The following is a 21,532-nucleotide window of genomic DNA, read 5'->3' as shown; positions in this document are numbered from 1 at the left end:
GTTCCGCGTGGCTGGGTCGTCGTGGGTGCCGCGTTGGCAGGCTGGCTGGTTCTGCTGACTTTGTGGTTCGTCACGCAGGGGCTGTTTTCGTTTGTAGTTTCCAGCTTCTAGCTATCTCATTCTTGCGGATTTGGCCGGTGGTGAGGCCTGAGGTCTAGGAAGCCAGTATTTTCGGCTCTGAACCGTGTTGCAGACGTATGGCGGTAAGCGTTCCGGTGGCAAAGCAGCCGGTATCGACACAGATGCGGTGGAGTTCAACCACAGGTTCTGGCATCGGCGTATGGCCGTGAACGACGAGGGGTAGGCCGGAATAGGCGCTGGCGTCATAATCGTGCACCACCCACATCAGGTCCGCATCGGCCTGTTCGTTCAGGGGAAGGTCAGGGCGAATGCCTGCGTGGCTGAATATGGCATCGGGCACAGTCACCAGGACCGGCAGATTGGCGAGGAAGTCCAGATGCGATTGTGGGATATGGCTTTCCACCAGAGCCTTGCGCTGGCGCAGCGTCGCATCGCGATAGGCCAGGACGTCGATTCCGTAGGACGCCAGCGTTTCGAGCCCGCCATAGTCTAGCCAGGACGAAATCTGCGGATCGAGGATATGGGCCAGCATCATGTCATCATGATTGCCGCATAGGCAGAGCCGCTGAAAACTGTCATCGAGAGGTTCCAGCAGGAAGTCCAGCGTCTCGGCGGAATCCGGCCCGCGATCGACGTAGTCGCCGAGCATCAGGATGAGCTTCTGACCGGAAATATCTGCGCCGTCAGCCAGAATTGTTTCGTGAAGCCGCAATAGCTGATCGAGGCAGCCGTGAACGTCGCCGACCGCATAGATGGCCGCCGGGGCGCTATCGAGTGCAAGGCGCTGTCGGGCGGGCAGGGCCCTTTCGACTGCGTTGCCGAAACCAAGCAGGGAGCGCAAGCCAGACAGCATTGGGCGGCACCTCGGAATTTGGGCCGCCCGAGCAACGAAACACTGGAATGTCACCGCCAGGTCGGACCGGCTTCCGGAATATAGGGCCAAAAAACCGCCGGTGAACAGTGCCGCTGCGGTCTGGAGCGATAGTTTTCGTCCCGGCTATGAGAAGCCGGTCTGTAATGTTCGCGACGGGTCGCCCCCGCTACATTCGCAGATAAATCGACATCGAGCGCGTTAGGCTGCTTGCGTGATTCAGTTATTATATGCTTTTCTACAGGAGCAAATAGACCTGCCAAACATTAGACTGGCATTGTTCGGCAGTGTTTACGTATCGCGTATTCGGATACCGTATCATGCGAGCAGTAACATTCATTCTATTGCACTGCGCGGGTTTGATTGGGTGCAGTTTTTTTCTTTGGTGGCTGGATAAGGGCGATAAGAGGCGTAAATTTTTTTGGCCGGCCTCATGCATCCTTTCTATTCTACTTGTCGCCGTTATATTTATGGTTTCGCATAGCGACCCGGTTTTCGAGGATTTTGTTCCGGTCTATTGGAGTGCTGGATCAGCTGTATTGAGCGGTCCAGCCGGATTGATGCCTTTGATTGGTAAAGGCGTCGATGGCGGCTTCGTCAATTTGCCGGTCCTGGCCTATCTGTTCACGCCGTTTGCCCTGCTTCCACCCTATCTGGCCGGATGGATCTACACCGCTCTGGGGGTGACGAGTCTGATTGCCGCCTGGTGGCTGGCTGCGGCCCATTTCCGCTTCAACGAAGTGGAAAGGGGTGTCAGCCTGCTGATGTTTGCAGGTTTTGGACCGCTGATCTACAGCCTCCGCGAAGGAAATCTGACGCATTTCCTGTTGCTTGTGCTGGTTCTGGCGGTCATCAACCTGCGCCAGAACAGAGAATTCGGTGCCGGCCTGCTGCTCGGGCTTTCAGCCCTGATAAAGCCGCCCCTGATCCTCCTTTGTCTCTACGCCCTGGTGCGGTTTCGCTGGCAAATGGTGCTCGGTGTCTCCAGTGTGCTGCTGGCGAGCGCGATTTTGTCCATCTGGATCTTCGGCTGGGACATGCACGTCCTATGGTTCTCCGCAAATCTGGGAACCTTTTCACAGGACGTCGTCGCCGCGCGTAATTCTCATTCCATCGCTTCGGTGCTGGCGCGGTTCCATTACGGCGTGGACGCACTGGATAATTGGAGCCCGCTGCCTGTTCCGGCCGCGCTGCGCTATGCCGGCTTGTCGCTAGCCGCTTTGCTCGCTCTGCTGGCGTTGTGGGCGGCAGCGCCGTGGCGGAACTGGCTGGTCGGCAAGGATGAGTTTGAGGCTGACCTCATGCTCATCATCGTCCTGGTGCTCTGCGTCAGCACCCTCAGTTGGACGCATTATTTCAGTTGGCTTCTACTTCCCATCATGTGGCTGTGGACGTTTCTGCGGCAGATGGGGCGCCCATCGGTCCCGACAATGCTGCTGGCCGCTTTGGTGCTGCTGTGTTCCCCCGCCTATCTGCGGTGGGCCGCCCCGGCCGGGCTCGATGCATTTCTTCCCCTCATATTTTCATACCTGCTCGTCGGGAGTATCGGCCTGTTTGGGCTGCTTGTCTGGTGCCGGCGACAGATCGCGACGCGGGGCTGGACGGCCCCGGTCCCTGCCGCAACCGGCACAAGAGGAGTGAATACATGACCGCCGCGGGGTCACTCATTGAATCAGACGTGGTGGAGACCCGGCCATTCCGGGCGCTTGCCCGGTTTCTCGTAATGGTTCTGTCCAGCGCCGCTCTGGCCCTGATTACAGTGCTGGCCATTGTGTTCCTCGTGCCGGACGAAAATGACTACGGCCTCGCAAGCAATTTGAAGCAGGACAGGCTCAACACGCTGGAAGGTAACAAGATTGCGCTGGTGGGCGGATCCAACCTCGCCTTCGGTATCGTCAGTCCGATCATAGAAGAGGTTACCGATTGCCCCGTCGTGAACATGGGTATGAATGGATATTTCGGCGTCCGTTACATGCTCGAGGAGGTCAAGCCGGCATTGCGCAAAGGCGATGTCGTCGTCCTGGCCTTCGAATGGGACAATTATTTCAAGTCGATCGATGGATCGCCGGCAAATCTGTTCGGGGTCAGCAAGGCCAATCCTAGAGCGCTGGGCTTCATGACATGGAAGCAACGCCTGCAAGCCGCCTCAATAGGCATTCCGCTCGCCGCCCGCGCCAAACTGCGCAGGATGATAGTCGACACCGTCGCGATGATCCGCACCTCCGGCAAGCCGGTCAGGGCCAATGAGGCGATCAACGAGATCGAGTCCTTTGCCGGCTTTACCCCGGAAGGCGACCTCACCAGCCATGTCGGCGTCCAATGGCAGGGCAATATCGAACAGGCGGTGTTCAGCGATCACGTCGATCCCGAGGTCATTCCCGTTATTGCCGACTTCGCCCACGAGATGGAAGCGCGGGGCGTGCGCGTGGTCGTGTCCTATACGCCCTATATGGCGTCCGCCTATGCGCAGCGGCCGGAGCCCATCGAGCAGGCCTATGCGCTTGTCGAAGCCGAATTGCCTGGTCGTTCCCCACGCCCGCCAAAAGATTATTTGTTTGATCCATCGTTGTTTTTCGACACCGTTTATCACCTGAACGGGGACGGCCGCCCCATACGAAGCGAACAGCTCGCTGGCGACATCATCAATGGCAATCCGGTGACATGCGGCGGGCCGGCACGATGAAGAGGCACCCTGCAAACAGCGCCAGGGAGGAATGACGTGAGCTTTAGTTCACTCGAGTTTCTTGGCTTTTTCGCAGTGGTGCTGGTCGGATATGCGATGGTGCCGGCCAATTGGCGCTGGGTGTGGCTATTGCTTGCCAGCGTGTTTTTCTATGCCTATGCCGGGCCGGTTTTCCTGCTGCAAATCCTGGCGGCGAGCGCTGTTGGATATCTTATCGCCTTTGCCATCGAACAGGCCCCGAGCGCGGCCGCGAAGCAAGGCCGCCTGACGCTGGGCGTGCTGCTGCTGCTGGCAAACCTCTGCATGTTCAAATATGCCCCCTTCTTCAACGACCTGCTTGCGCCATTGGCGGGCCGGGGCGGGGGCGATGAGCCATTGATCACGCTCATCATGCCGCTGGGCATTTCCTTCTATACCTTCCAGGTGATCTCCTACATCGTCGATGTCTATCGTGGCGAACGGGTCGAACGTCATTTCGGACTATTCGTGCTTTACGTCATGTTCTTCCCAAAAGTGGTTTCGGGGCCGATCGAACGGGCGCGGAACCTGCTGCCACAATTGCATGCTCTACCCGGGTTCAGCTTTCCCCTGGCCATTGCCGGGTTCCAGCTCCTGTTATGGGGAGCCTTCAAGAAAGTCGTAGTGGCGGACCGGATCGCGCCATTCGTCGATCGCGTCTATTCGGCCCCGCAGGACTTTGACGGCGTAGCCACCAGCTTTGCGACCTGGCTCTATGCCTTCCAGCTCTATTTCGACTTCAGCGGCTATACGGACATGGCGCTGGGCGCCGCCATGATGCTTGGCATCAGGCTGATGCAGAATTTCGACCGGCCCTATTTTGCCGTCTCGGTGCAGGACTTCTGGAAGCGCTGGCACATTTCCCTCACCTCCTGGCTCAACGACTATGTCTATACACCCATCACTCGCTCCAAGCGGATCAAGATAAAGCTCTACAACCTGATCCTCATCGCGCTGATGGTAACCTTCGTGGTGTCCGGCTTCTGGCACGGATCGCATTGGACCTTCATCGTCTGGGGTGCGCTGCACGGCGCCTATATCGTTGTCTCGCTGCTGGTGCAGAAGCCCTGGAACCGTTTCGCCAAGCAGATCGGGCTGACGAAATATCCGCGTTTCTATACCGGCTTCAAAATCGCGCGGACTTTCCTGCTGGTGTGCTTCGCCTACATTCTGTTCCGCGCTGCCGACATGAGCGACGCATTGTTCATGATGGGCAATATATGGACCGGTTGGGGCAACTTTGGCGGTGGCATTGCTTCAGTCGTGCAGGGCGACAACACCGACATTTTGCTGGTTTTCCTCGGCATCGCCATAGTCATGGCCCCGGAATTTTTCCCCGAACGCAAGGTAGGCGAAGCCGCTGAACCGCCGCTCTGGCGAAGCTGGGGCCTTCAATATGTGATGGTGCTGGCCATCGTGCTGTTCGGCGCTTTCGATGGCGCTGGGCAGTTCATCTATTTCAGATTTTGACCCCCAATCCGTACCCGAGTGCTGAACATAGTTTAACTGGGAGACGACAATGAACGAAACTGAAGCCTTTAGTGAGATCAAACGTGCAGTAAGCCAGATCCTCGAGGACAAGGGCGCCGACGTGCCCGACATTACCCCCGCCACGGAACTGCTCAGCGGTGCCCTGGCCATCGACTCGCTTGATCTGGCCATGCTGGTGTCCGAACTGGAGGGCACCATGGGCCATGATCCATTCGCCCGCGGTTTCATCGATTTTCGTACTGCTGGGGAGCTGGCCAGGCTCTACGCAAAATGAGCGCGCTGGTCGGTTTGGACCTGGCGACCGCGCCGACAGCAATATTGGTTGCTTCGGGCGGCGGGGAATTCAGCCGGGGTGACGTGCGGCGTCAGGCCGACGAATTGATCGCTGAAATGGCGGCGCGGGGTGTCACCCGTGCGATGGTGCGTAGCGACGATCCGCTGCATGTGCTGCGCGCCGTGGATGCATGCAGCCGGGCCGGTGTCGACCTGTTCATCGCCCATGTGACGGTGCCGGACGAGCATATTGAGGCGATCTGTGCCGACAATTCCGTGCAACTCGTCATTGGCGAGGAGATTGTGTGGCGCGATTTGGAAGCAGCGCCGGCTTCCGGGCGCATCCTGATGATGACATCGGGAACCACCGGGCGGCCCAAGGTGGCGTCGCACACCCTTGAGACTTTGTTGGCGCGGGTGCGCAATGGCGCCAGAAAGGGTGCGGTCGCGAATGGCCGTTGGCTGCTGACCTACCAGACGACCGGCTTTGCCGGGGTCCAGGTCGTGCTTACAGCAGCGCTGACAAAGGGGCTGGTTGTGGCTGCCGGGCAGCGGAATCCGGCGGGTTTCTACGAGGCGGCCCGCCGCTACGCCGTCAACCAGATCAGCGGTACGCCGACATTCTGGCGATCCTTGCTCATGGTGGCGCGACCTGGCGAACTGGATTTGCGGCAGATTACCCTGGGCGGCGAGGCGAGCGATCAGGTGACGCTTGATCGCATCCGGGCGGCGTTTCCCGAAGCGCGGATCACCCATACTTACGCCTCGACGGAGGCTGGCGTGGTCTATGCCGTACATGACGGCCAGGAGGGCTTTCCCGCCAATTGGCTGGATAGGATGGATGGGCCTGTTCAACTCCGGGTCCGGGACGGTTTCCTGCAGATCAAGACCGCCAATGCCATGCGAGGCTACCTGACCGAGGCCAGCCAGCCCCTGCTTGGCGATGGATGGCTCTCGACCTCCGACCGCGTCGAGATAGCCGGTGAACGGGTTCGCATCATTGGGCGCGACGACGCCACGATCAATGTCGGAGGCTCAAAGGTCTATCCTTTGGCTATCGAGACCTTCCTGCTCAGGCAGCCCGGCGTGGCCGAGGCGCGCGTTTTCGGCATCCCCAATCCGATCAGCGGCGCGCTGGTGGCGGCAGAGATCGTGCTGGAGAGCGGATTGGACGCGGCGAAGGCCAGGCAAGAAATTCTGGCTTCATGCCGGGCGGAATTGCCGGCCTACCAGCAGCCCCGCATGTTCAAGATTGTCGATGAAATCGAGGTTCGGACATCGGGTAAGAAGGGCTAGAGATGAAACGCAAGCATGTCATCGTCACCGGCGGCAGCAGGGGGCTCGGGCTCAAGATGGTCGAGGGCCTGCTTGCCGATGGCTATCGGGTATCGACTTGCAGCCGAAGCAAGACCGACGCCATCGAGCAATTGCGAAGCTCCGAATATGGTGGGCGCCTGTTTTGGCAGGAATGCAGCATCGGCGACGAGGGGCAGGCGGATGATTTCGTCAAGGCCGCTGTCGCGGCCGCTGGCGACGATGGCCTTTATGGGCTGGTCAACAATGCCGGGGTCGCGCAGGCCGGCATTCTGGCCTCGTTCCCGAATGTGGAAAGCGAACGAATTTTGCGCATCAACCTGCTGGGCGCCATCGAAATGGCCCGCGCCGCCGCGCAGGCGATGCTCAGGCAGAATACGGGTGGGCGCATCGTCAATATCAGCTCGATCATCGGCTCGCGCGGCTATAACGGTATGGCCGCTTATAGCGCGTCCAAGGCCGGCATGGATGGCATGAGCCGGGCGCTGGCGCGCGAACTGGGGCGGCGTCAGATCACGGTCAACAGCCTCGCGCCGGGCTATGTCGAAACCGAGATGTCGTCGACCCTCACCGCGGCGCAGCTGTCGCAGATTGCCAATCGCACTCCCCTGGGGCGGTTGGCGACCGAACAGGACATTCTCGATGTGTTGCGTTTCCTGCTCAGCGACGCTTCGCGCATGGTCACGGGCCAGGTCATCCTGGTGGATGGCGGCATAAGCTGCTGAAGGGTTGGTCACCCGAGCGCCGATCAGGTGAACCGCAATTTGCCCCGTTGCCGGCGTGCGGCGAGGTGGCGTGCATTCTCCGCGAAGAGGAATGGCGTCTTCTGCGTGGAGGCAAGTTTGTAATAGACCGTATAGCCGCAGATGGTGGCGTATAGGAACACGCCTTCAATCGTCACCGTCGGCATGGTGCCGATCGACAGGATGAAATAGCCGAGGTGGCAGGCGACAACGGCCCAGCGGCGAGAATGCCTTGTGGTAAGAGCCATCCAGAAAAAGGACAGGTTGAGCAGCACGTAGACTGCCAGCCCGAGAAAGCCGAACTCGTAAATGTAAGACACATAGACGTTGTGGGCGTAGATTGTGAAGGTTCCTTCCCAGGCGTCGGGCCCGAAGCCGATCAGGATATTGGACAGGTTGCCCGTGATCGTCCTGAACACATAATCGCTCCAGATGAAGACGCGGCCGGAGAACAGTTCGCGGTCGCTTGAACTGTAGAGCTCAGGCGCGGTGAAGAGGCTGCCGATATCCGACGCCGCCGTGGCAATATCGACAAGGCGCTGCGCGAGGAATGAAAACAGTAAAATTGCGATGACGACAGTGACGACGCCCACAAGGATGCGCACGAGCATGGCCATGTCTGCCTTGAATCCCTGACCGCTGCCGATCAGCAGATGTCCCGCCATCAGGGGAAGGGCGGCGAGCAGGGCCGTGCGGTAATTGGCGAAGATGATCGCGGTAAAAAAAATCGCCGCATAGAGCGTGGCGCGCCGCCATGGTAGTCCGCGGGACAGGACCGTTATGGACAGGCCGCACAACAGCAGGGCGGAAAACACGCCTTCATGTACATAGCCGCCGATATAGCTCTCCGATCCATCGGCCTCGAATTGATTGCGGATGTCGAGGATGATGGAGGCGAGCTGGAGTAGCAGCGGAATGGTGAAAATGCTGAGCAGTCTGTGCGGAAAACTGCCGTCATGGGGGGCGCTGTCCAGCACCCGGATGAAACTGATGACCAGCACCAGGAACATGGCCTGGCGCAGCACCGCATTGAGCAATCCGGGCGACCCACCATTATAGATGCTGCTGAAAATCATGATCCCGATGAACAGATAGACCGGCAGGAACGCCCGGTACCGCAGCAGGTGATTGCGCGACAACATCAGGCCGAAGCCAACGATTGCCAGCCCGATAAGCGAGTTTATCGACTGGCCGGCGGTCAGCGTGAAAGCCGTGTGGGCATGAAAGAAATTCGCCATATAGCGAATTGAAAGGGCCAGATAGAGGAACTTCATGGTCAGCGGTTGACCTGATAGCGCCCGCACCGTGATCAGCAACCAGCCCAAGACCGCAAGCCCCAGAATGGCGATCGGCATCATGACTGGTACGAACAGGAGGGTCGACACGCTTGTTTCCCGCAACTGCTAAGGCTTTGTTATTGAAGTGTGTCCGGATGCCAGCCGACCACAATTGCTCAAGAACTCAGAACCCGCTGCCGGTGAAGAATTCGCGGATGGCGGTTTTCAGGATGATCCTTAAGTCCAGAACGAAGGAAAAGTTCTGGATATAGGCCACGTCGTGATCGATGCGATCCTTGGCCAATTGCCAGTCCACAGTAGGACCGCGAAAACCATTGGCCTGGGCCCAGCCAGTCAAACCGGGCAGCATGGCGTGGCGATAATCATAGTAGGGAACCACCTGCACATAGGGTCGGCCGGCCGCGATTTGGTCCGATACATGGGGGCGAGGGCCGACGACCGACATTTCGCCGCGCAGGATGTTCACCAGTTGCGGCAGTTCATCGATGCTGGTCTTGCGCAGGACCTGGCCGATGGGCATGACCCGGTGATCGCCGGCGACGGTCTGTTGGGCTCCCGAATAGTCGCAGGCTTCGACATACATCGAGCGAAACTTGATGATCTGAAAGGATTTTCCGTCCTTCCCCACGCGGGGCTGTGTGAAAAAGACGGGACCGCGATCGCTCAGTTTGATCGCCAGTGCCACCAAGATGAACAAGGGCGCCAGGGCTGCCAGGGCGGCAAAGGCGAAGGCAATGTCGAAGATCCGCTTGAGTGCGACGTTGACGGAGCGTGTTGCCGACGGCTCGGCAGCCGCTGGAATGCCCTCGATCCAGAAGGAGGGCAGGCCGCTCTTGCTGATGATGTGCAGGTCGGTGGTGTCGTGGAGCTGTGTTTCGTCGGCAAAAGCCTGGGCCGTCTGGCCCCCTCGCCACAAATTCAGTGTAAACACAAGAACCGACCTGAAGCCCGCCTCTATGCGGGGGTCAGGTTCGGCATTACGGCTGTCATGTGCTGACATTCGATCCGAACCTTATTTGTCACACGCCGCCCCAGTGGTTGATTTTACTATTTCCTAACCATTGCGCAATCGCGAAGATTATCATATTGGCCTTTTGACGATATTTTTTGATGAAAATTACTTTTTACAAAGTATTAAAATCAATAGACGTGATATTTGTACAATAGACATGGCCCAATTTGTGTAATATGGCCGCTCGTTTCGAGTTGTTTGTAGAAATTTAAAAACAGTCGGCGTCAAGGTTGATAGCCCGCATCGCTGCCCGCCAACGCATATCCCTTGGTGATCGTGAGTGATCGCATACGTCCGTTCGCACCATATTTTCCGCTTTCCCGCCCGGAAATGCGCAGGGCGACCGCTGAATTGAGAATTGGTGCCGACGAGCCGGGCATGCTTCCCACCATCTGGCCATCGACATAGAGACGAACCGTGCCGGCCGTGTCGCGATCGATGCGTATCCTGTAATATCTTTTGGCCTCGAGAATGGGGCCGTTGATCACGGACATATTCTTGTCGGACCCGTCATAGGTCCAGACAAAGGCGAGGGCGCCGTCTTCTCCTGCGCGGATCATGTAACCGCGCTGCCGGGAGGCATCACCCCAATGAGATAGGACGTCCTGGCCCCCCTCTTTGAGGGGGTCATCGAGCATGAATTCAGTGTCTAGGGTGAATGGGCCTTCGAAGGAGAAATTGTCGCTGTCAGGGATGGTGATGAAGTCGTCGCCCCGGGAAAATTCGACGGCTCCGTCCTGGATCGAGGCGTCGCCGGCAAATTGCACCGGATTGAGACCGGTGCGGTCTATGGCCGACTTCGTCCCATCCGGCCCTGAAAATGACACGGCCAAAGCCACCCCCTGAGCAATCGGGTTTTGCGCCACCGAGACCGTCAAGCTGCTGGTAATGGCAATTCCATTGCGCCCGCGAGCCTGCACGATGAGCGTGTCCTTGGTTCCACTCATGCCTGCCGCGCCCTTCAGGCGGTCCCCCAGGACTTGGAACCGGCCAGCGGCGGGGCCGTCGTCAATGAGGCGCCAGCTTGCGGGGCCATCGGCGACCAGTGGGACGGCAATGCTCAAGCCTTCAATAGCCGTGATGTCTTTTTTCGTGGCGATGCCGGTGAGGCCCGGCTCGGACGCGCTGCCCACAATGATCATCTGGCTGCCGCTGTCTCCTTCGCCCTCGAACAAGCTCTCTCGATGGCCGAGGCCCAGCATGTCCGCGTCGATGAAATGAACGGTGACGCCGTCGCCATCCGTATAGACCGCCGTGCTGCCGGGACTGGAATCCTTGAGCGCGCCGCCTGTGAAAATGACCGAAGCGGCCGGAATATCGTCGTCGGCTCCGGGTAGCCAGAGATGGGCGCTCGCGCCAATGCCGCCGCGGGTTCGTGGATTGAGGCTCTGGCAATCGGTCAATTGGGTGGGGTCGCGGCCGATGCCGCCCCAGATCCGGTAATTGCGCTTGTTGTCCGACGATATGCAGCGGACCAGTCTGGTATTCTCGGATTTGAGATCGTAGCCAGCGTCACTGTGGCCGGACGATTTGTGGTCAATGATCTGCACATTGTAATTGCCGCGCTCGGCCGCCACGCCGTCGGCATTCCAGTATTTTTCCTGGTCGCCGTCCTGGGTATCCAGGCCATTGATCGTGTAGCCGCCGCGGATCGTCAGGTCGTGCGCCTCATGGTTGAGTTCGATGCCTACTGAAAAGTTGTCGCCAAACTGCCACCCGCTATCCAGGTCGCAGCCTTCCACCAGCCAGCCATGTGACCTGCCGTGCATGCGGATGCCTTTTTTGGAGAAGCCCACGCCGGAAAAGCGCCGCAGGACGACGTCTTCCAGTTCAGAATTTTCATCAGTGAAGAAACCGTCTCGGACATTGAGAAAGGCAATATCCTCGATCGTGATGCCACGCGCCCTTTGACCGGCGAAATTGAAAATCCGGCCCACATCGGAAAAAGACATATCCGAGAAGTGCAGATGGCCGGCATTGTGTGTGAACTCGAACGCGGTGTTGCCGCCGAATTCGGCGGCGTTGAGCGCAGCGCCCTCGTCGATCGGGCGGGTCCACGGAGTTCTGGAGCCGAAAAAAACGGGATTTCCGGGGCGGAGGCCGCTATCCACGCCGCGAATATTTACCGGCGCCAAAGCGGTGCCCCCGGCGTCGATGATTGCGGTATCCCAATCACGATACTCGCCCCTGTCGGCGAGAATGTAGATCGTTCCGCCCGGCCCGACTGCGCGGATCAGTTCGCCGAGGGCGGCGAATGGCGCGGCATTTTCGGGCGAGACGCCGTCGCCTTCGCCGTCCGGCGAAACAAAGGCCGTGCTGCCCGAAACGGCCTGCGCCAGGGCAGGGGACGCTGCCAGACTGGCTGCACCGACAAGGAATGAGCGGCGAGACAGGTCAGTCCGGTCGATTTTTTCGGATTCGCGTGGCGATCGATTCATTTCGATGAACCTGCTTGTATTGTCCCAGGCAGTGCATGCATGATGTTTGATAGATGAATGTCTTTCAATATTCTTCGCAATCAATTCTCACTTGTTCGATGCCTTTCACCTGTGTCATTCCATTATCCCTTGGTGCAACGATTGGCTTAGCGAGACAAAATCCATGTCTGGGTGAGCGGTTCCGAATAGAATTGTTGATAATAACTTGTCAGGTCTTGGTGTTGACAGGCCTCAAGGCCATGCCTGACATTACTGACGGCAGGGTTTGGTTGAACATAAGATGATCAATGACCAGGACTTTGACATCATCCGCGCGCTTGGCGTGCTACGTCGCCAATGGCGCCTCATCGCGATAACGTTTGTCCTAGTCATGAGCGCGGCGGTTTTGGGGATATTTGCGCTTCAGCCAGCCTATACCGCGTCTGCTCTGATCTTCGTGGACACCAGCGACAAAAATCTGTTGGACCCGACCGCGCCGGGGGCGGCGCTCGGCTCGGCCGATGCGCGTGTCGATAGCGAGGTGCAGATCGCCACCGCGGAAAGCACGTTGCTCAAGGTCGTGAACGAGGCTGGATTGCTGAACGATCCCGAATTCGATGTGGTCTTCGATGTTCGAGAACGCCTTATGGCCATGCTCCGGCTGGCTGATCCTGTGCCCGTGACACCCGAGCGCAAATTAATGGCGGCTCAGACCAAGCTGCGTCACGCTGTTCGCGTTTTTCGCAACGGGCTTACCTTTCTTATAACGATCTCCGCTACCGCGGATGATCCGGAGACAGCGGCCAATATCGCCAATATTCTGGCCAACGTTTATATCCGCTTACAGCTTGAGACCAAGATCGCCGCGACGCAGGCGAGCCGGGACATTATCGAGGAGCGGGTTCAGCAGGCCTCGGCTACGGTGATCGAGACCGAAGAGGCGATGGACAGCTTCATTGCGGACAGTGTTGAGCGCATCGTGGCGGAAACGGGACGCACGGATCTGAACCAGGTTCGCAATGAACTCGAGGTCCTCAATACCAATCGCCAGCTTTTGACGGCCATGGCCGACGATGCGGAAACCGACATCGCCGCGCGGAATTGGGCTGGCCTTGCGGATGCCTTCCAGGGCGACACGCTGCGCAGCTTGCGCGAGCGCGAGGGTGACCTGCAACAAAGGCTGACCTCGGTGACCAGCGGTTCGCCGGCGGAGCTTGAATTGCGGGCGGAACTTGCCCAGGTCGTGGCCGCCCTCGGCGTGGAGGCGGGCAATCAATTGACCGGCCTGCGGGCTCAGATCGCCTCGATACAGGCGCGCGCGGCCGATCTGCAGCTGCAATTGCGTTCGTCCGTGCTCAGCAGCGACCTGCCGCCGGCCATCGTCACCAATATCTACGAGCTTCAGCAGACCGCCGAACTGGCGAGAAGCCAATACCAGACGCTGCTGACGCGCCTCAAGGATCTGGAAGCGCAGTCATTCCTTCAGGTTGCCGATAGCCGCATCATTTCTTCGGCCCTTGTTCCGGAACTGCCGTCGTTCCCCGATACGCGGCTCCTCCTGCTTCTGGGCGGCGTGCTCTCGCTCGGACTGGGCATCGGCTTGGCCTTCCTGCGTGAAAATGTCATCGGCGGCTTCACCTCCGACGTGCAATTGTCCTCGGTCCTGAAGATGCCGGTTGCGTCCACCATTCCCCGGCAACGAGGCTCAGCTTCAAAAGAGAGCCTCGCCAACCTGATGATCTCTGCGCCGTTTTCGCATTTCGCGGAGTCGATCAGGCGCCTGCAGGTCGGGGTCGATCAGGCCTTCCGGCGGAGCTGGAACGCCAATACCAAAACTGGCCCGGTGGTTATGGTCACCTCGGCCAACGCCAATGAGGGCAAGACGACGCTGTCTATGTCGCTGACACGCGCATATGCGCTCGCAGGCAAGAAGACCCTCTTGATCGATTGTGATCTGCGCAAGCCGAGCGTGCATGTGCATCTAGGCATGCCGGCATCGCCCAAGCTGTTGAACTTCCTCAACGAGGGCGGTGAAGGCGCCGATCTCGAAGCCATTGCGGTGACGGATCGACTGACCCGGGCAAGGGTGGTCATCGGTGCGCGCAAGGCGGAAATTCGGGGTGGACAGGTGGTCACAGGCGAGTTGTTCGGCCGCCTGATCCAGGCTGCGCAGGCCAATTACGAAATCGTGGTCCTCGACACGCCGCCTGTCGGCGCTGTGGTTGATGCCCTTCATCTTGCGCAATATGCGAACGCAATCGTGGTCGTGACCCGCTATTCCACCACGTCGCAGCGCGATGCCAAAGCCACGCTTCAGGCGCTCTCCGACGCCAAGCGCGACGACGCCGAAATCATGGGTGTCCTGAGCCAGGCGGAGCAGTCAAAATTCCTGAACCGCCGCAAATATGGCGGCTATTACAATGAGGATTAGCCCGCTACCGGGCTGCCCGGCGATCAGGATGAACGCACGCTGCGCAGTCCTTGGGCAATGTCCGACATCCGGACCTGCCGCAAATGATTGGCCAATGTCGATGCGCGTTCAAGATTGTAAACGCCGTTGAATGACCCGTAGAACCGATAGTTCCTGATGTTGGAATAATGGCTGGCGCGCAGCTCGTCTCCCAGCTCGCCGGCGAGTTCAGCACAGAAGAGGTCGTTCTCGTAGTCGCCGAACTTGACCAGATCACGCTCCCACGACTGCATTTCGTCTATGCTGCGCTTCAGGGCGGTGGCCACTTCGGACAGGGCCGCGATTTTCTTCAGCCCGCCGCCCACCATGGCGCGGACCTGCCGCAGCGCTTCCAGTTTCCATCGCGTGGTTTCGCCCGGTTGGGCGTGGTCCAGGTCGCGGTCTGTCGCATGGCTCGGGTCGGGCAGGGCTCCCGTCAGGCGGGCCAGCTCAGACCTAAGATAGGAATTGTCCGTTGCATTCGGGGTCAGTAGTCGAGCCAGGAAAGCATGCGGCGCATTCAGGCCGGCTCTGGCCAGCAGCGACATCACCTCCACCTGTCCGCTTCCCAATATTGGCATCAGCACGTCGCTGGCCCTGGATTTGTCAGAGACGGAAAAATAATAACCCAGCGCCTGCGACAGCCTGCGTTCCGTTTCCTGCCGCAGCAGGCCACGGTCCCGAAGCATGACCAGAAGATCGAAGTTCTGGCGCAACAGATCCTGGCCCAGAAGTTCGCACTGGGTCCAGAAGACCAGCCGGTCATAAATATCCCACCATATCTGGATGGCTTCGCCGGCAAGCGCTGCTCGCTCGGCATGAGACATGGCACTGCTGGGACGGCCTGCGCTCCTGTGGATTTCGATCAGGCGATTGATCAGTCCCTCGATGGTGCTGTCAGGTTCACGCTGATGGTTGTTCATGACCACTCTCCTGGGCGCGCATGCAACGACGATCGAACAGTTTTCCCAGGTCTGGAATTGATTGATGGTAGTGATGGGCGGCTCTGCGCTCAAATTCATTTGGTTTTAGCAGAGTTGCTGTATTCTTGCATTTGAAATGCTTATCCTGCTAAGTGATAATGATGGTCAGCTAGTAATAGCTATCCATGTTGCAGTGGTCGATTAATAGACTCATGACGCCGATTGTATCGGAGAATTCGGCAACAGATGGCCAGCATCCTAGTCATCGGTGCGCGGGGAATCCCCGACGTTGAGGGCGGTGCAGAGAAAAACGCCGAAGAGCTATTTCCCCGGCTGGTCGAGGCGGGTCATGCAGTCACGCTGCTTTCGCTCGAGAAAAATGTGCGGGCGCCAACCTATCGCGGCGTAAAGCTGCTTCCGGCTCCCACCTTCTGGCTGCTGAAGACCGACAAGCTGATTTATTATTGCGCCGGCATTTTTTACGCGGCGCGACAGCGCCCCGATATCGTGCATCTGCAGGGCCTGGGCGCGGCGCTGTTTCTCTGGGTCTACAAGCTGCTGGGTCTGCGGGTTGTGGTCCGCTATGGCTCCGCCGACTACGTTCTGGCCAAGTGGGGTCTGGTCGGCAAAGCGGGGTTTCTCGCCGCCGAGTTTCAGTTGCGATTTGCCAATGCGGTCATTTCCGTGTCGGACACACTGACCCGCAGGTTGAACGGACACGGCATCACGTCCCGGGTTCATTCCATCCCGAACGCGCTTGACGCCCCTGAGCCGCAATGGCCCGGATGGAGGCATGGACGGCCCTATATCCTCGCGGTTGGCAGGGTTACCTTCCAGAAGAATATCGACACCTTGCTCAAGGCGTTCTCATTGCTGTCGGTAGAGAACCCCGATTTCGACTTGCGGATCGTCGGGAGCCTCAGTGACACGGCCTATGTGGCCAGCCTGTCCGCGCTCACGACGCCCCATGTGATCATGACCGGCGCGGCGATGCGAAGCGAGGTGCCCCAGCAGTTGAGCGAATGCGCTCTTTATGTGAATCTGTCGCATCACGAGGGAAATTCCAACGCGACGCTCGAGGCCATTTCCCATGGATGTCCGGTTCTGGTGAGCGACCTTCCGGAAAATCGAGAAATGCCTCTCATGCCGGAGAATTTCGTCGACCGGCACGATGTCGATGCAATTGTGGCGGCGTTCAAGGCGGCCTTGACGAACCCGGAGCGGTTTGTGGTGAACCGGGCAGGGTTCCTCAATTGGGACGACGTGGCGCGGAAAACGAATTCAGTCTATCTGGCAATATTATAAAGGTGCGTTCTGCGCGTGAAAAAGCCATCGATTGTTTTTGTGATCAACTCGATTGCCGGTGGCGGCGCCGAGCGCGTGATGATGCGTCTGGTCGAATATTCACGCGACCGGCTCGATGCCTTCGAGTTTCATCTGGTTCTTCTCGACAACGAGGACGATGCTTACGCCATCCCGGCATGGGTGCGAGTCCACAGGCTTGATTGTGATGGAAAATCAATGCCGTCCGTGTTTCGGCTTTTTTCATTGCTTCGCCGGCTGCGCCCCTGTCTGATCATGAGCTTCCTCACCCGGGCCAATATTGCCACCGTGCTCGCGGCAAAGGCACTCGGTTTTCGCTCCGTCATCAGCGAGCGTTCGAATACCTCGGCGCACCACGAGCACGGCGTGGCGGGCCTGGTGTCGCGCCTCATTATCCGCCGCACCTATTCTCGCGCTGATGCCGTAATCGCTGTTTCAACGGGCATAGCCGACGACCTCGTCGACAATTTCGGGGTGGAGCGTGACCGCATGCATATCATCGCCAATCCCATCGATGCGAAGGCGATCCGGACGCTAGCCGAGGAAGCGCCTGCCCATCTCCCGGACGGCCCCTATATCGTGGCTATGGGCCGATTTGTACGGGGCAAGAATTTTGCCTTGCTGCTGGAGGCATTCGCCGCCTCGCGGCTGGTGGATTTCGATCTGGTGATCCTTGGACAAGGGCCATTGGAGCAGGAACTGAAAGCGTTGGCCGACGATCTGGGACTTGCCGGGCGTGCCCGGTTTCCCGGCTTCCAGACCAATCCATTCCCGCTGATCAGCAATGGCTTTGCCTATGTCCTGCCATCCAACGACGAAGGCTTTCCCAACGGTCTGGTCGAGGCAATGGTCACGGGTATTCCCGTAATCTCGACCGATTGTCGCTCCGGCCCGGCCGAAATCCTCGATGACCGGGCGGAAGGGCAGACCACCGGCCTGCATCTGGGAAAATACGGCCTCTTGGTCCCGACCAATGACAAGGCTGCGATGGTCGAGGCGCTCAATCATCTGGTTCTGCCCGGCGAACGGGAGCGTCTGGGCAAGGCCGCTGCCGAAGGCGCCGCTCGCTATGGCCTTGAAGTCGCCGTCGCGCGATATTGGGATGTGCTGGGGAGCGTGATGGCCTACGGTGGACGGTCGGCCCAATAAGATCACAATTGACCGTTTTTGAATTCTGTCGATTGACAGTATACTAAGAGGCGAGATTAACTCCAATATTGCTCGATATCGACGACGACTATTTCCAGATGGAGGGTCGGAATGAAGCGTGCGATAAGTGTCTTGGCGATCGTGGCGTCACTATTCACCTTGGCCGGTGCATCGGCGGTTCTGGCGCAGGATGGATCGACCTCCTGCGCGACGCCCGGATCGATTGTCTTACAGAATATTCCCCCGTCGCGGTCGCAAATTGTCCCCAGCCAACAGCGGGACATTGCCGGATATGGGCGTAGCGCGAAGATGGGCGGCTGCAAGATCGAGCTGGTCTGCGTCGCCACGGATAGCGGTGATGCGGCGCGGGAAATTGCGCGGCTGCAATGCGTGGCCGTTCGAGACACGCTGACCGGCAGCGGTTTCGTGAAGGCAGATATTGCCACCTCGCGCCAGAACCCCGGCAATTCAAGGGTGGCAGGCGCGGTTTATTTCACCGTGCATTGAACGATTGTGGGGCCGCCGCGCCAGTCGGACCCGGCAGGCCCCGCAAAGCCGGTGCAGCGGTTGAGTATCGAATATTGCCGCGTCGACTGGCATGTCGCGTCGGCAAGTTGAGGGGGGCGCCGTGATGCGCATCGTCAGCATGATCGCCGCGCTTGCTTTGAGCACGACGGCATACGGCCAGACCGCGACATTGCCGCCCGACAATGGCCTTTACGAAGAAATGTATGGCGAGGCATTGGTGACGGTGCGCGCCGAAGCCGATACGGGCAATGCCGGCGCGGCCTTTGCCCTGGCCCGTGGATTGCTGGCGGGTGAGCCTGATCCGAGCGAGGCCCTGGAGGGAGCGAAATATCTCGAAATCGCGGCCGATGCCGGTATCGTCGATGCGCAGGTGCAGTTCGCCAATCTGGTGCGGCGAGGGGGGCATGGTGCGCCGCCCGACGCGCAACGAGCCCTGGATTTGCTGGAAAAGGCCGCAAAAACCGGCGATGCCAGCGCCGTCCTTACCCTGGGCTCGTTTGTGCTGGATACGCAATTGGGCGCGGCCGGCCGGGATCGCGCACTTGATCTGCTACAGAATTCGGCTGACGCGGGAAACATCAATGCCGCCAATCTATTGGGTGGGCTCTACCTTCAGGGGCGCGGCGTCCCCATCGATCCCGAGCGCGCCCTTGAATATTTCGAGATGGGACTGATCGTCGGCAATACGCCGGCAATGGTGTCGATGGGCGATCTTTACCGCAGTGGCGCGTCCGGCATCGCGCCTGATCCGGGCAAAGCGCTTGCGCTCTATAACCATGCAGGGACTTTGGGATATGCCGTCGCTTCGCGGCGGGTCGCCGATATGTATTTGAATGGCGAGGGCGTATCCGCCAGCCCCGAAACCGCGATAGGGATGCTGGAAGAGCAAGCCGGGAAGGGCGATCCGCAGGCCTATCTGGCGCTGGCCGACTATAACCTGCGTGGCGAGATCATCCCCGTCAACCTGACAAATGCACTGGCATATTTAGAAAAGGCAGTGGCGTCGGGCAATGCCACCGCCTTGCTGAGGCTGGGCGATCTTTATCGACTGGGCGCGGTCGGCCTGGCGCCCGATCCGGGCAAGGCGCTGGAATATTATAATCGAGCCATCGAATTGGGCGCTCCGGGCGCCGAGCGCTATGCGGGCAATCTCTATCTCGATCTGAACCAGCCCTTTGCGAGCCCTTCGCGGGGGATTGAACTGCTCAAGACCGCCGCCTCCAAGGGCGACGCCACGGCCGCCATTCGTCTGGGCGACCTCTATTCGGTCAATGATCTGGTGCAGGCGGACTATGATACATCCAAGGCCTATTTCGAGATGGCGCTGGGATTTGGCAATTCCAACGCCATCCTGGATCTGGCGCAGGCGCTGGTGTCGGGACCGCTTGCCGTGGCGCATCGTGACGAGGCGCTGAACCTTCTGACCGGGGCCGTCGAAAGCGGGTTGCCGGGAGCATCCGCAGAATTGGCGCGCTTGCAACTGGCAGGGACATTCCCGGGCCGTGGCCTTGATGGCGTGTTGTCCATGCTGCTCGACGGCGCGCGCAATGGCGACGCCGCGGCCGCACGCTATCTGCTGCAGCTCTATCGCGAAGGTTATGGGTTGGTTGTGCAGCCTGACCATGAAGCCGCCGAAAATCTCCTGGCCTCGCTCGAGCCGGTACTTGGCGCGGAAGGCGTGGCGGTGGAGCGGATCTATCTTGCCGCGCCCGATGGACCAATTGTCGACAATCTACAGGCGATTGATGCGGAGTTTTCCAAGCTGAAGCGCGGTTTTGGCGTCCAGGTTCTGCGTCACCTCCGCACTTCCAATGCCCATGCCTATGTCTATATCGTGCAGAAGCGGTTGAAGGAGCGGGGAATGTACTCGGGCCCGCTGCATGGCATGCTCGATACCGCTACGATTGGAGCCATGCGCACCGCCTGCGAACAAGTCGGCGCGGAGCGCACCTGCGACGCCGGGCCATTGACCGATGGTGCGGTGCAGGTGCTGGCCAATTATCTTTTCGATCCTGCGGTGAGCGCCGTGGAGACGGAAAGCTGAACGATCAGGTTCCACGTGCTTTCAATACCGGTCCGATCAATGGCGAGGCGAGGGATTGACTCGCGCAGAGAAGGGGGCGGCCCGAACTGTGCCGCGCAAGATGCTTGCCGCCTCAGGAGGCGTGGCCAAATAGGCATAGCCTTTGTGAATTGGGATGAAATTTCGCGCCATCGTCATTGCCGGCTCGCCGGGCAACCTATCTCGATGAGGTGCGACCGGTGCTGCAGCCACTGCACACGATGGGTCAGATGCCGTTTCAGGCAAGCCGCAGACGCTCCGAAATGCCTCAGCGGCACCGATCGGCCTTTGTCTCCGACGGTACAAGATGCAGGAGCGCGTTGTTGCTATGCGTTCAGTTCGGGCTGGCGGGGAGGCTATTGGATTCGTCGAATGTCAGCACGGGCCGTCTTATCGCTGCTGTCGCCGTTATGTCGCAACTCGACAATGCGCGGGCGATCAGACGCATCTGTTCGGCCTGCTCCTTGTCCTTAGACGCATTGGCGGCCATGGCGATGGCGCGCGGAATTTCGCTCTCGGGGCCGCAAACACGCTCATTGAGCAATTGGGTAAGAAGCACGACATATGTCGCCAGCTCTTCTCCAACTACGATTTGCGGAAGCCGGAAGCTTGGCAGGCTGGCGAGATAATCTGCCGTGGCTGCAATGCAATAGCCTCGGTATCGATTGTCTTCCAAATTCTCCAGGCTCGCCTCCTCCTGGGCGACGAGCCGACATTGCTTGATTGCGGAGTCATAAGTTGCCGCATGAGCAGGAACCATCTGAAGGGTTCCGAGCACTGCAAACGCGGTCGCGAGGTGAAGCGCTTTGTACATCTTACTGGACCATTCAAAAATAGTGCCGCAATAAAAATTATACGTTTGCTTCGATGCGGCGTCAATTTAATAGTTAATAATTG

At 59.1% G+C, this 21,532-nt stretch carries 17 protein-coding genes; 11 read left to right on the top strand and 6 right to left on the bottom strand.

Annotated elements, in window-relative coordinates:
- Nucleotides 1–154: 154 nt before the first annotated feature.
- Complete coding sequence (locus H0482_RS02705; protein ID WP_193728470.1) at nucleotides 155–934, bottom strand: metallophosphoesterase family protein; 780 nt, start codon at nucleotides 932–934, stop codon at nucleotides 155–157.
- A gap of 557 nt (nucleotides 935–1,491) precedes the next feature.
- Between H0482_RS02705 and H0482_RS02700 the strand changes: the two genes are divergently transcribed.
- Genes H0482_RS02700 through H0482_RS02675 form a run of 6 tightly spaced genes read left to right on the top strand, consistent with a single transcriptional unit; the run spans nucleotide 1,492 to nucleotide 7,456 of the window.
- A complete protein-coding gene (locus tag H0482_RS02700) occupies nucleotides 1,492–2,601 on the top strand; it encodes a glycosyltransferase 87 family protein (RefSeq protein ID WP_193728469.1) in 1,110 nt (369 codons plus the stop codon).
- A complete protein-coding gene (locus tag H0482_RS02695) occupies nucleotides 2,598–3,635 on the top strand; it encodes a hypothetical protein (RefSeq protein ID WP_193728468.1) in 1,038 nt (345 codons plus the stop codon). The genes H0482_RS02700 and H0482_RS02695 overlap by 4 nt, the downstream gene beginning before the upstream one ends.
- A 36-nt stretch (nucleotides 3,636–3,671) precedes the next feature.
- Nucleotides 3,672–5,123 (top strand): MBOAT family O-acyltransferase, encoded by a 1,452-nt coding sequence (locus H0482_RS02690; protein WP_193728467.1) that lies wholly within the window; start codon nucleotides 3,672–3,674, stop codon nucleotides 5,121–5,123.
- 49 nt (nucleotides 5,124–5,172) lie between these two features.
- Nucleotides 5,173–5,418: an acyl carrier protein gene (locus H0482_RS02685; RefSeq protein ID WP_193728466.1), complete on the top strand. Its 246-nt coding sequence runs from the start codon at nucleotides 5,173–5,175 to the stop codon at nucleotides 5,416–5,418.
- The gene (locus tag H0482_RS02680) at nucleotides 5,415–6,713 is read left to right on the top strand and encodes a class I adenylate-forming enzyme family protein (protein WP_193728465.1); all 1,299 of its coding nucleotides are present in this window, start codon (nucleotides 5,415–5,417) and stop codon (nucleotides 6,711–6,713) included. Before H0482_RS02685 ends, H0482_RS02680 begins: the two co-directional genes overlap by 4 nt.
- A 2-nt stretch (nucleotides 6,714–6,715) precedes the next feature.
- Nucleotides 6,716–7,456 (top strand): SDR family NAD(P)-dependent oxidoreductase, encoded by a 741-nt coding sequence (locus tag H0482_RS02675; protein ID WP_193728464.1) that lies wholly within the window; start codon nucleotides 6,716–6,718, stop codon nucleotides 7,454–7,456.
- Between the two features lie 23 nt (nucleotides 7,457–7,479).
- Here the strand turns inward: H0482_RS02675 and H0482_RS02670 are convergent, their stop codons facing one another.
- The 3 genes from H0482_RS02670 to H0482_RS02660 form a co-directional block, all read right to left on the bottom strand.
- Entirely contained in the window at nucleotides 7,480–8,859 is a 1,380-nt protein-coding gene (locus H0482_RS02670; protein WP_193728463.1) for an O-antigen ligase family protein, read from the bottom strand.
- Between the two features lie 76 nt (nucleotides 8,860–8,935).
- A complete protein-coding gene (locus H0482_RS02665) occupies nucleotides 8,936–9,703 on the bottom strand; it encodes a sugar transferase (RefSeq protein ID WP_330998174.1) in 768 nt (255 codons plus the stop codon).
- A 305-nt stretch (nucleotides 9,704–10,008) separates the two neighbouring features.
- Nucleotides 10,009–12,222 (bottom strand): LamG-like jellyroll fold domain-containing protein, encoded by a 2,214-nt coding sequence (locus H0482_RS02660; protein ID WP_193728461.1) that lies wholly within the window; start codon nucleotides 12,220–12,222, stop codon nucleotides 10,009–10,011.
- A gap of 280 nt (nucleotides 12,223–12,502) precedes the next feature.
- Here H0482_RS02660 and H0482_RS02655 point away from each other — a divergent pair, with 280 nt between their 5' ends.
- On the top strand, nucleotides 12,503–14,632 hold the full coding sequence (locus H0482_RS02655) for a GumC family protein (RefSeq protein WP_193728460.1): 2,130 nt from the start codon (nucleotides 12,503–12,505) through the stop codon (nucleotides 14,630–14,632).
- 23 nt (nucleotides 14,633–14,655) lie between these two features.
- Here the strand turns inward: H0482_RS02655 and H0482_RS02650 are convergent, their stop codons facing one another.
- A complete protein-coding gene (locus H0482_RS02650) occupies nucleotides 14,656–15,573 on the bottom strand; it encodes a hypothetical protein (RefSeq protein ID WP_193728459.1) in 918 nt (305 codons plus the stop codon).
- A gap of 246 nt (nucleotides 15,574–15,819) precedes the next feature.
- Between H0482_RS02650 and H0482_RS02645 the strand changes: the two genes are divergently transcribed.
- The 4 genes from H0482_RS02645 (at nucleotide 15,820) to H0482_RS02630 (ending at nucleotide 20,617) form a co-directional block, all read left to right on the top strand.
- Entirely contained in the window at nucleotides 15,820–16,878 is a 1,059-nt protein-coding gene (locus tag H0482_RS02645; RefSeq protein WP_193728458.1) for a glycosyltransferase family 4 protein, read from the top strand.
- 15 nt (nucleotides 16,879–16,893) lie between these two features.
- Entirely contained in the window at nucleotides 16,894–18,045 is a 1,152-nt protein-coding gene (locus H0482_RS02640; RefSeq protein WP_193728457.1) for a glycosyltransferase, read from the top strand.
- Nucleotides 18,046–18,156: 111 nt separating this feature from the next.
- Nucleotides 18,157–18,552 (top strand): hypothetical protein, encoded by a 396-nt coding sequence (locus H0482_RS02635; RefSeq protein ID WP_193728456.1) that lies wholly within the window; start codon nucleotides 18,157–18,159, stop codon nucleotides 18,550–18,552.
- 124 nt (nucleotides 18,553–18,676) lie between these two features.
- A complete protein-coding gene (locus tag H0482_RS02630) occupies nucleotides 18,677–20,617 on the top strand; it encodes a tetratricopeptide repeat protein (RefSeq protein ID WP_193728455.1) in 1,941 nt (646 codons plus the stop codon).
- Between the two features lie 352 nt (nucleotides 20,618–20,969).
- Here H0482_RS02630 and H0482_RS02625 read toward each other — a convergent pair whose 3' ends face one another.
- Nucleotides 20,970–21,449, bottom strand: coding sequence for a hypothetical protein (locus H0482_RS02625; RefSeq protein WP_193728454.1), 480 nt, complete (start codon nucleotides 21,447–21,449; stop codon nucleotides 20,970–20,972).
- Nucleotides 21,450–21,532: the final 83 nt, after the last annotated feature.

Origin of the sequence: Devosia faecipullorum, from assembly GCF_015158295.1 — a bacterium.
Lineage (GTDB): Bacteria > Pseudomonadota > Alphaproteobacteria > Rhizobiales > Devosiaceae > Devosia > Devosia faecipullorum.
This window is presented reverse-complemented; position numbering and strand designations above follow the sequence as displayed.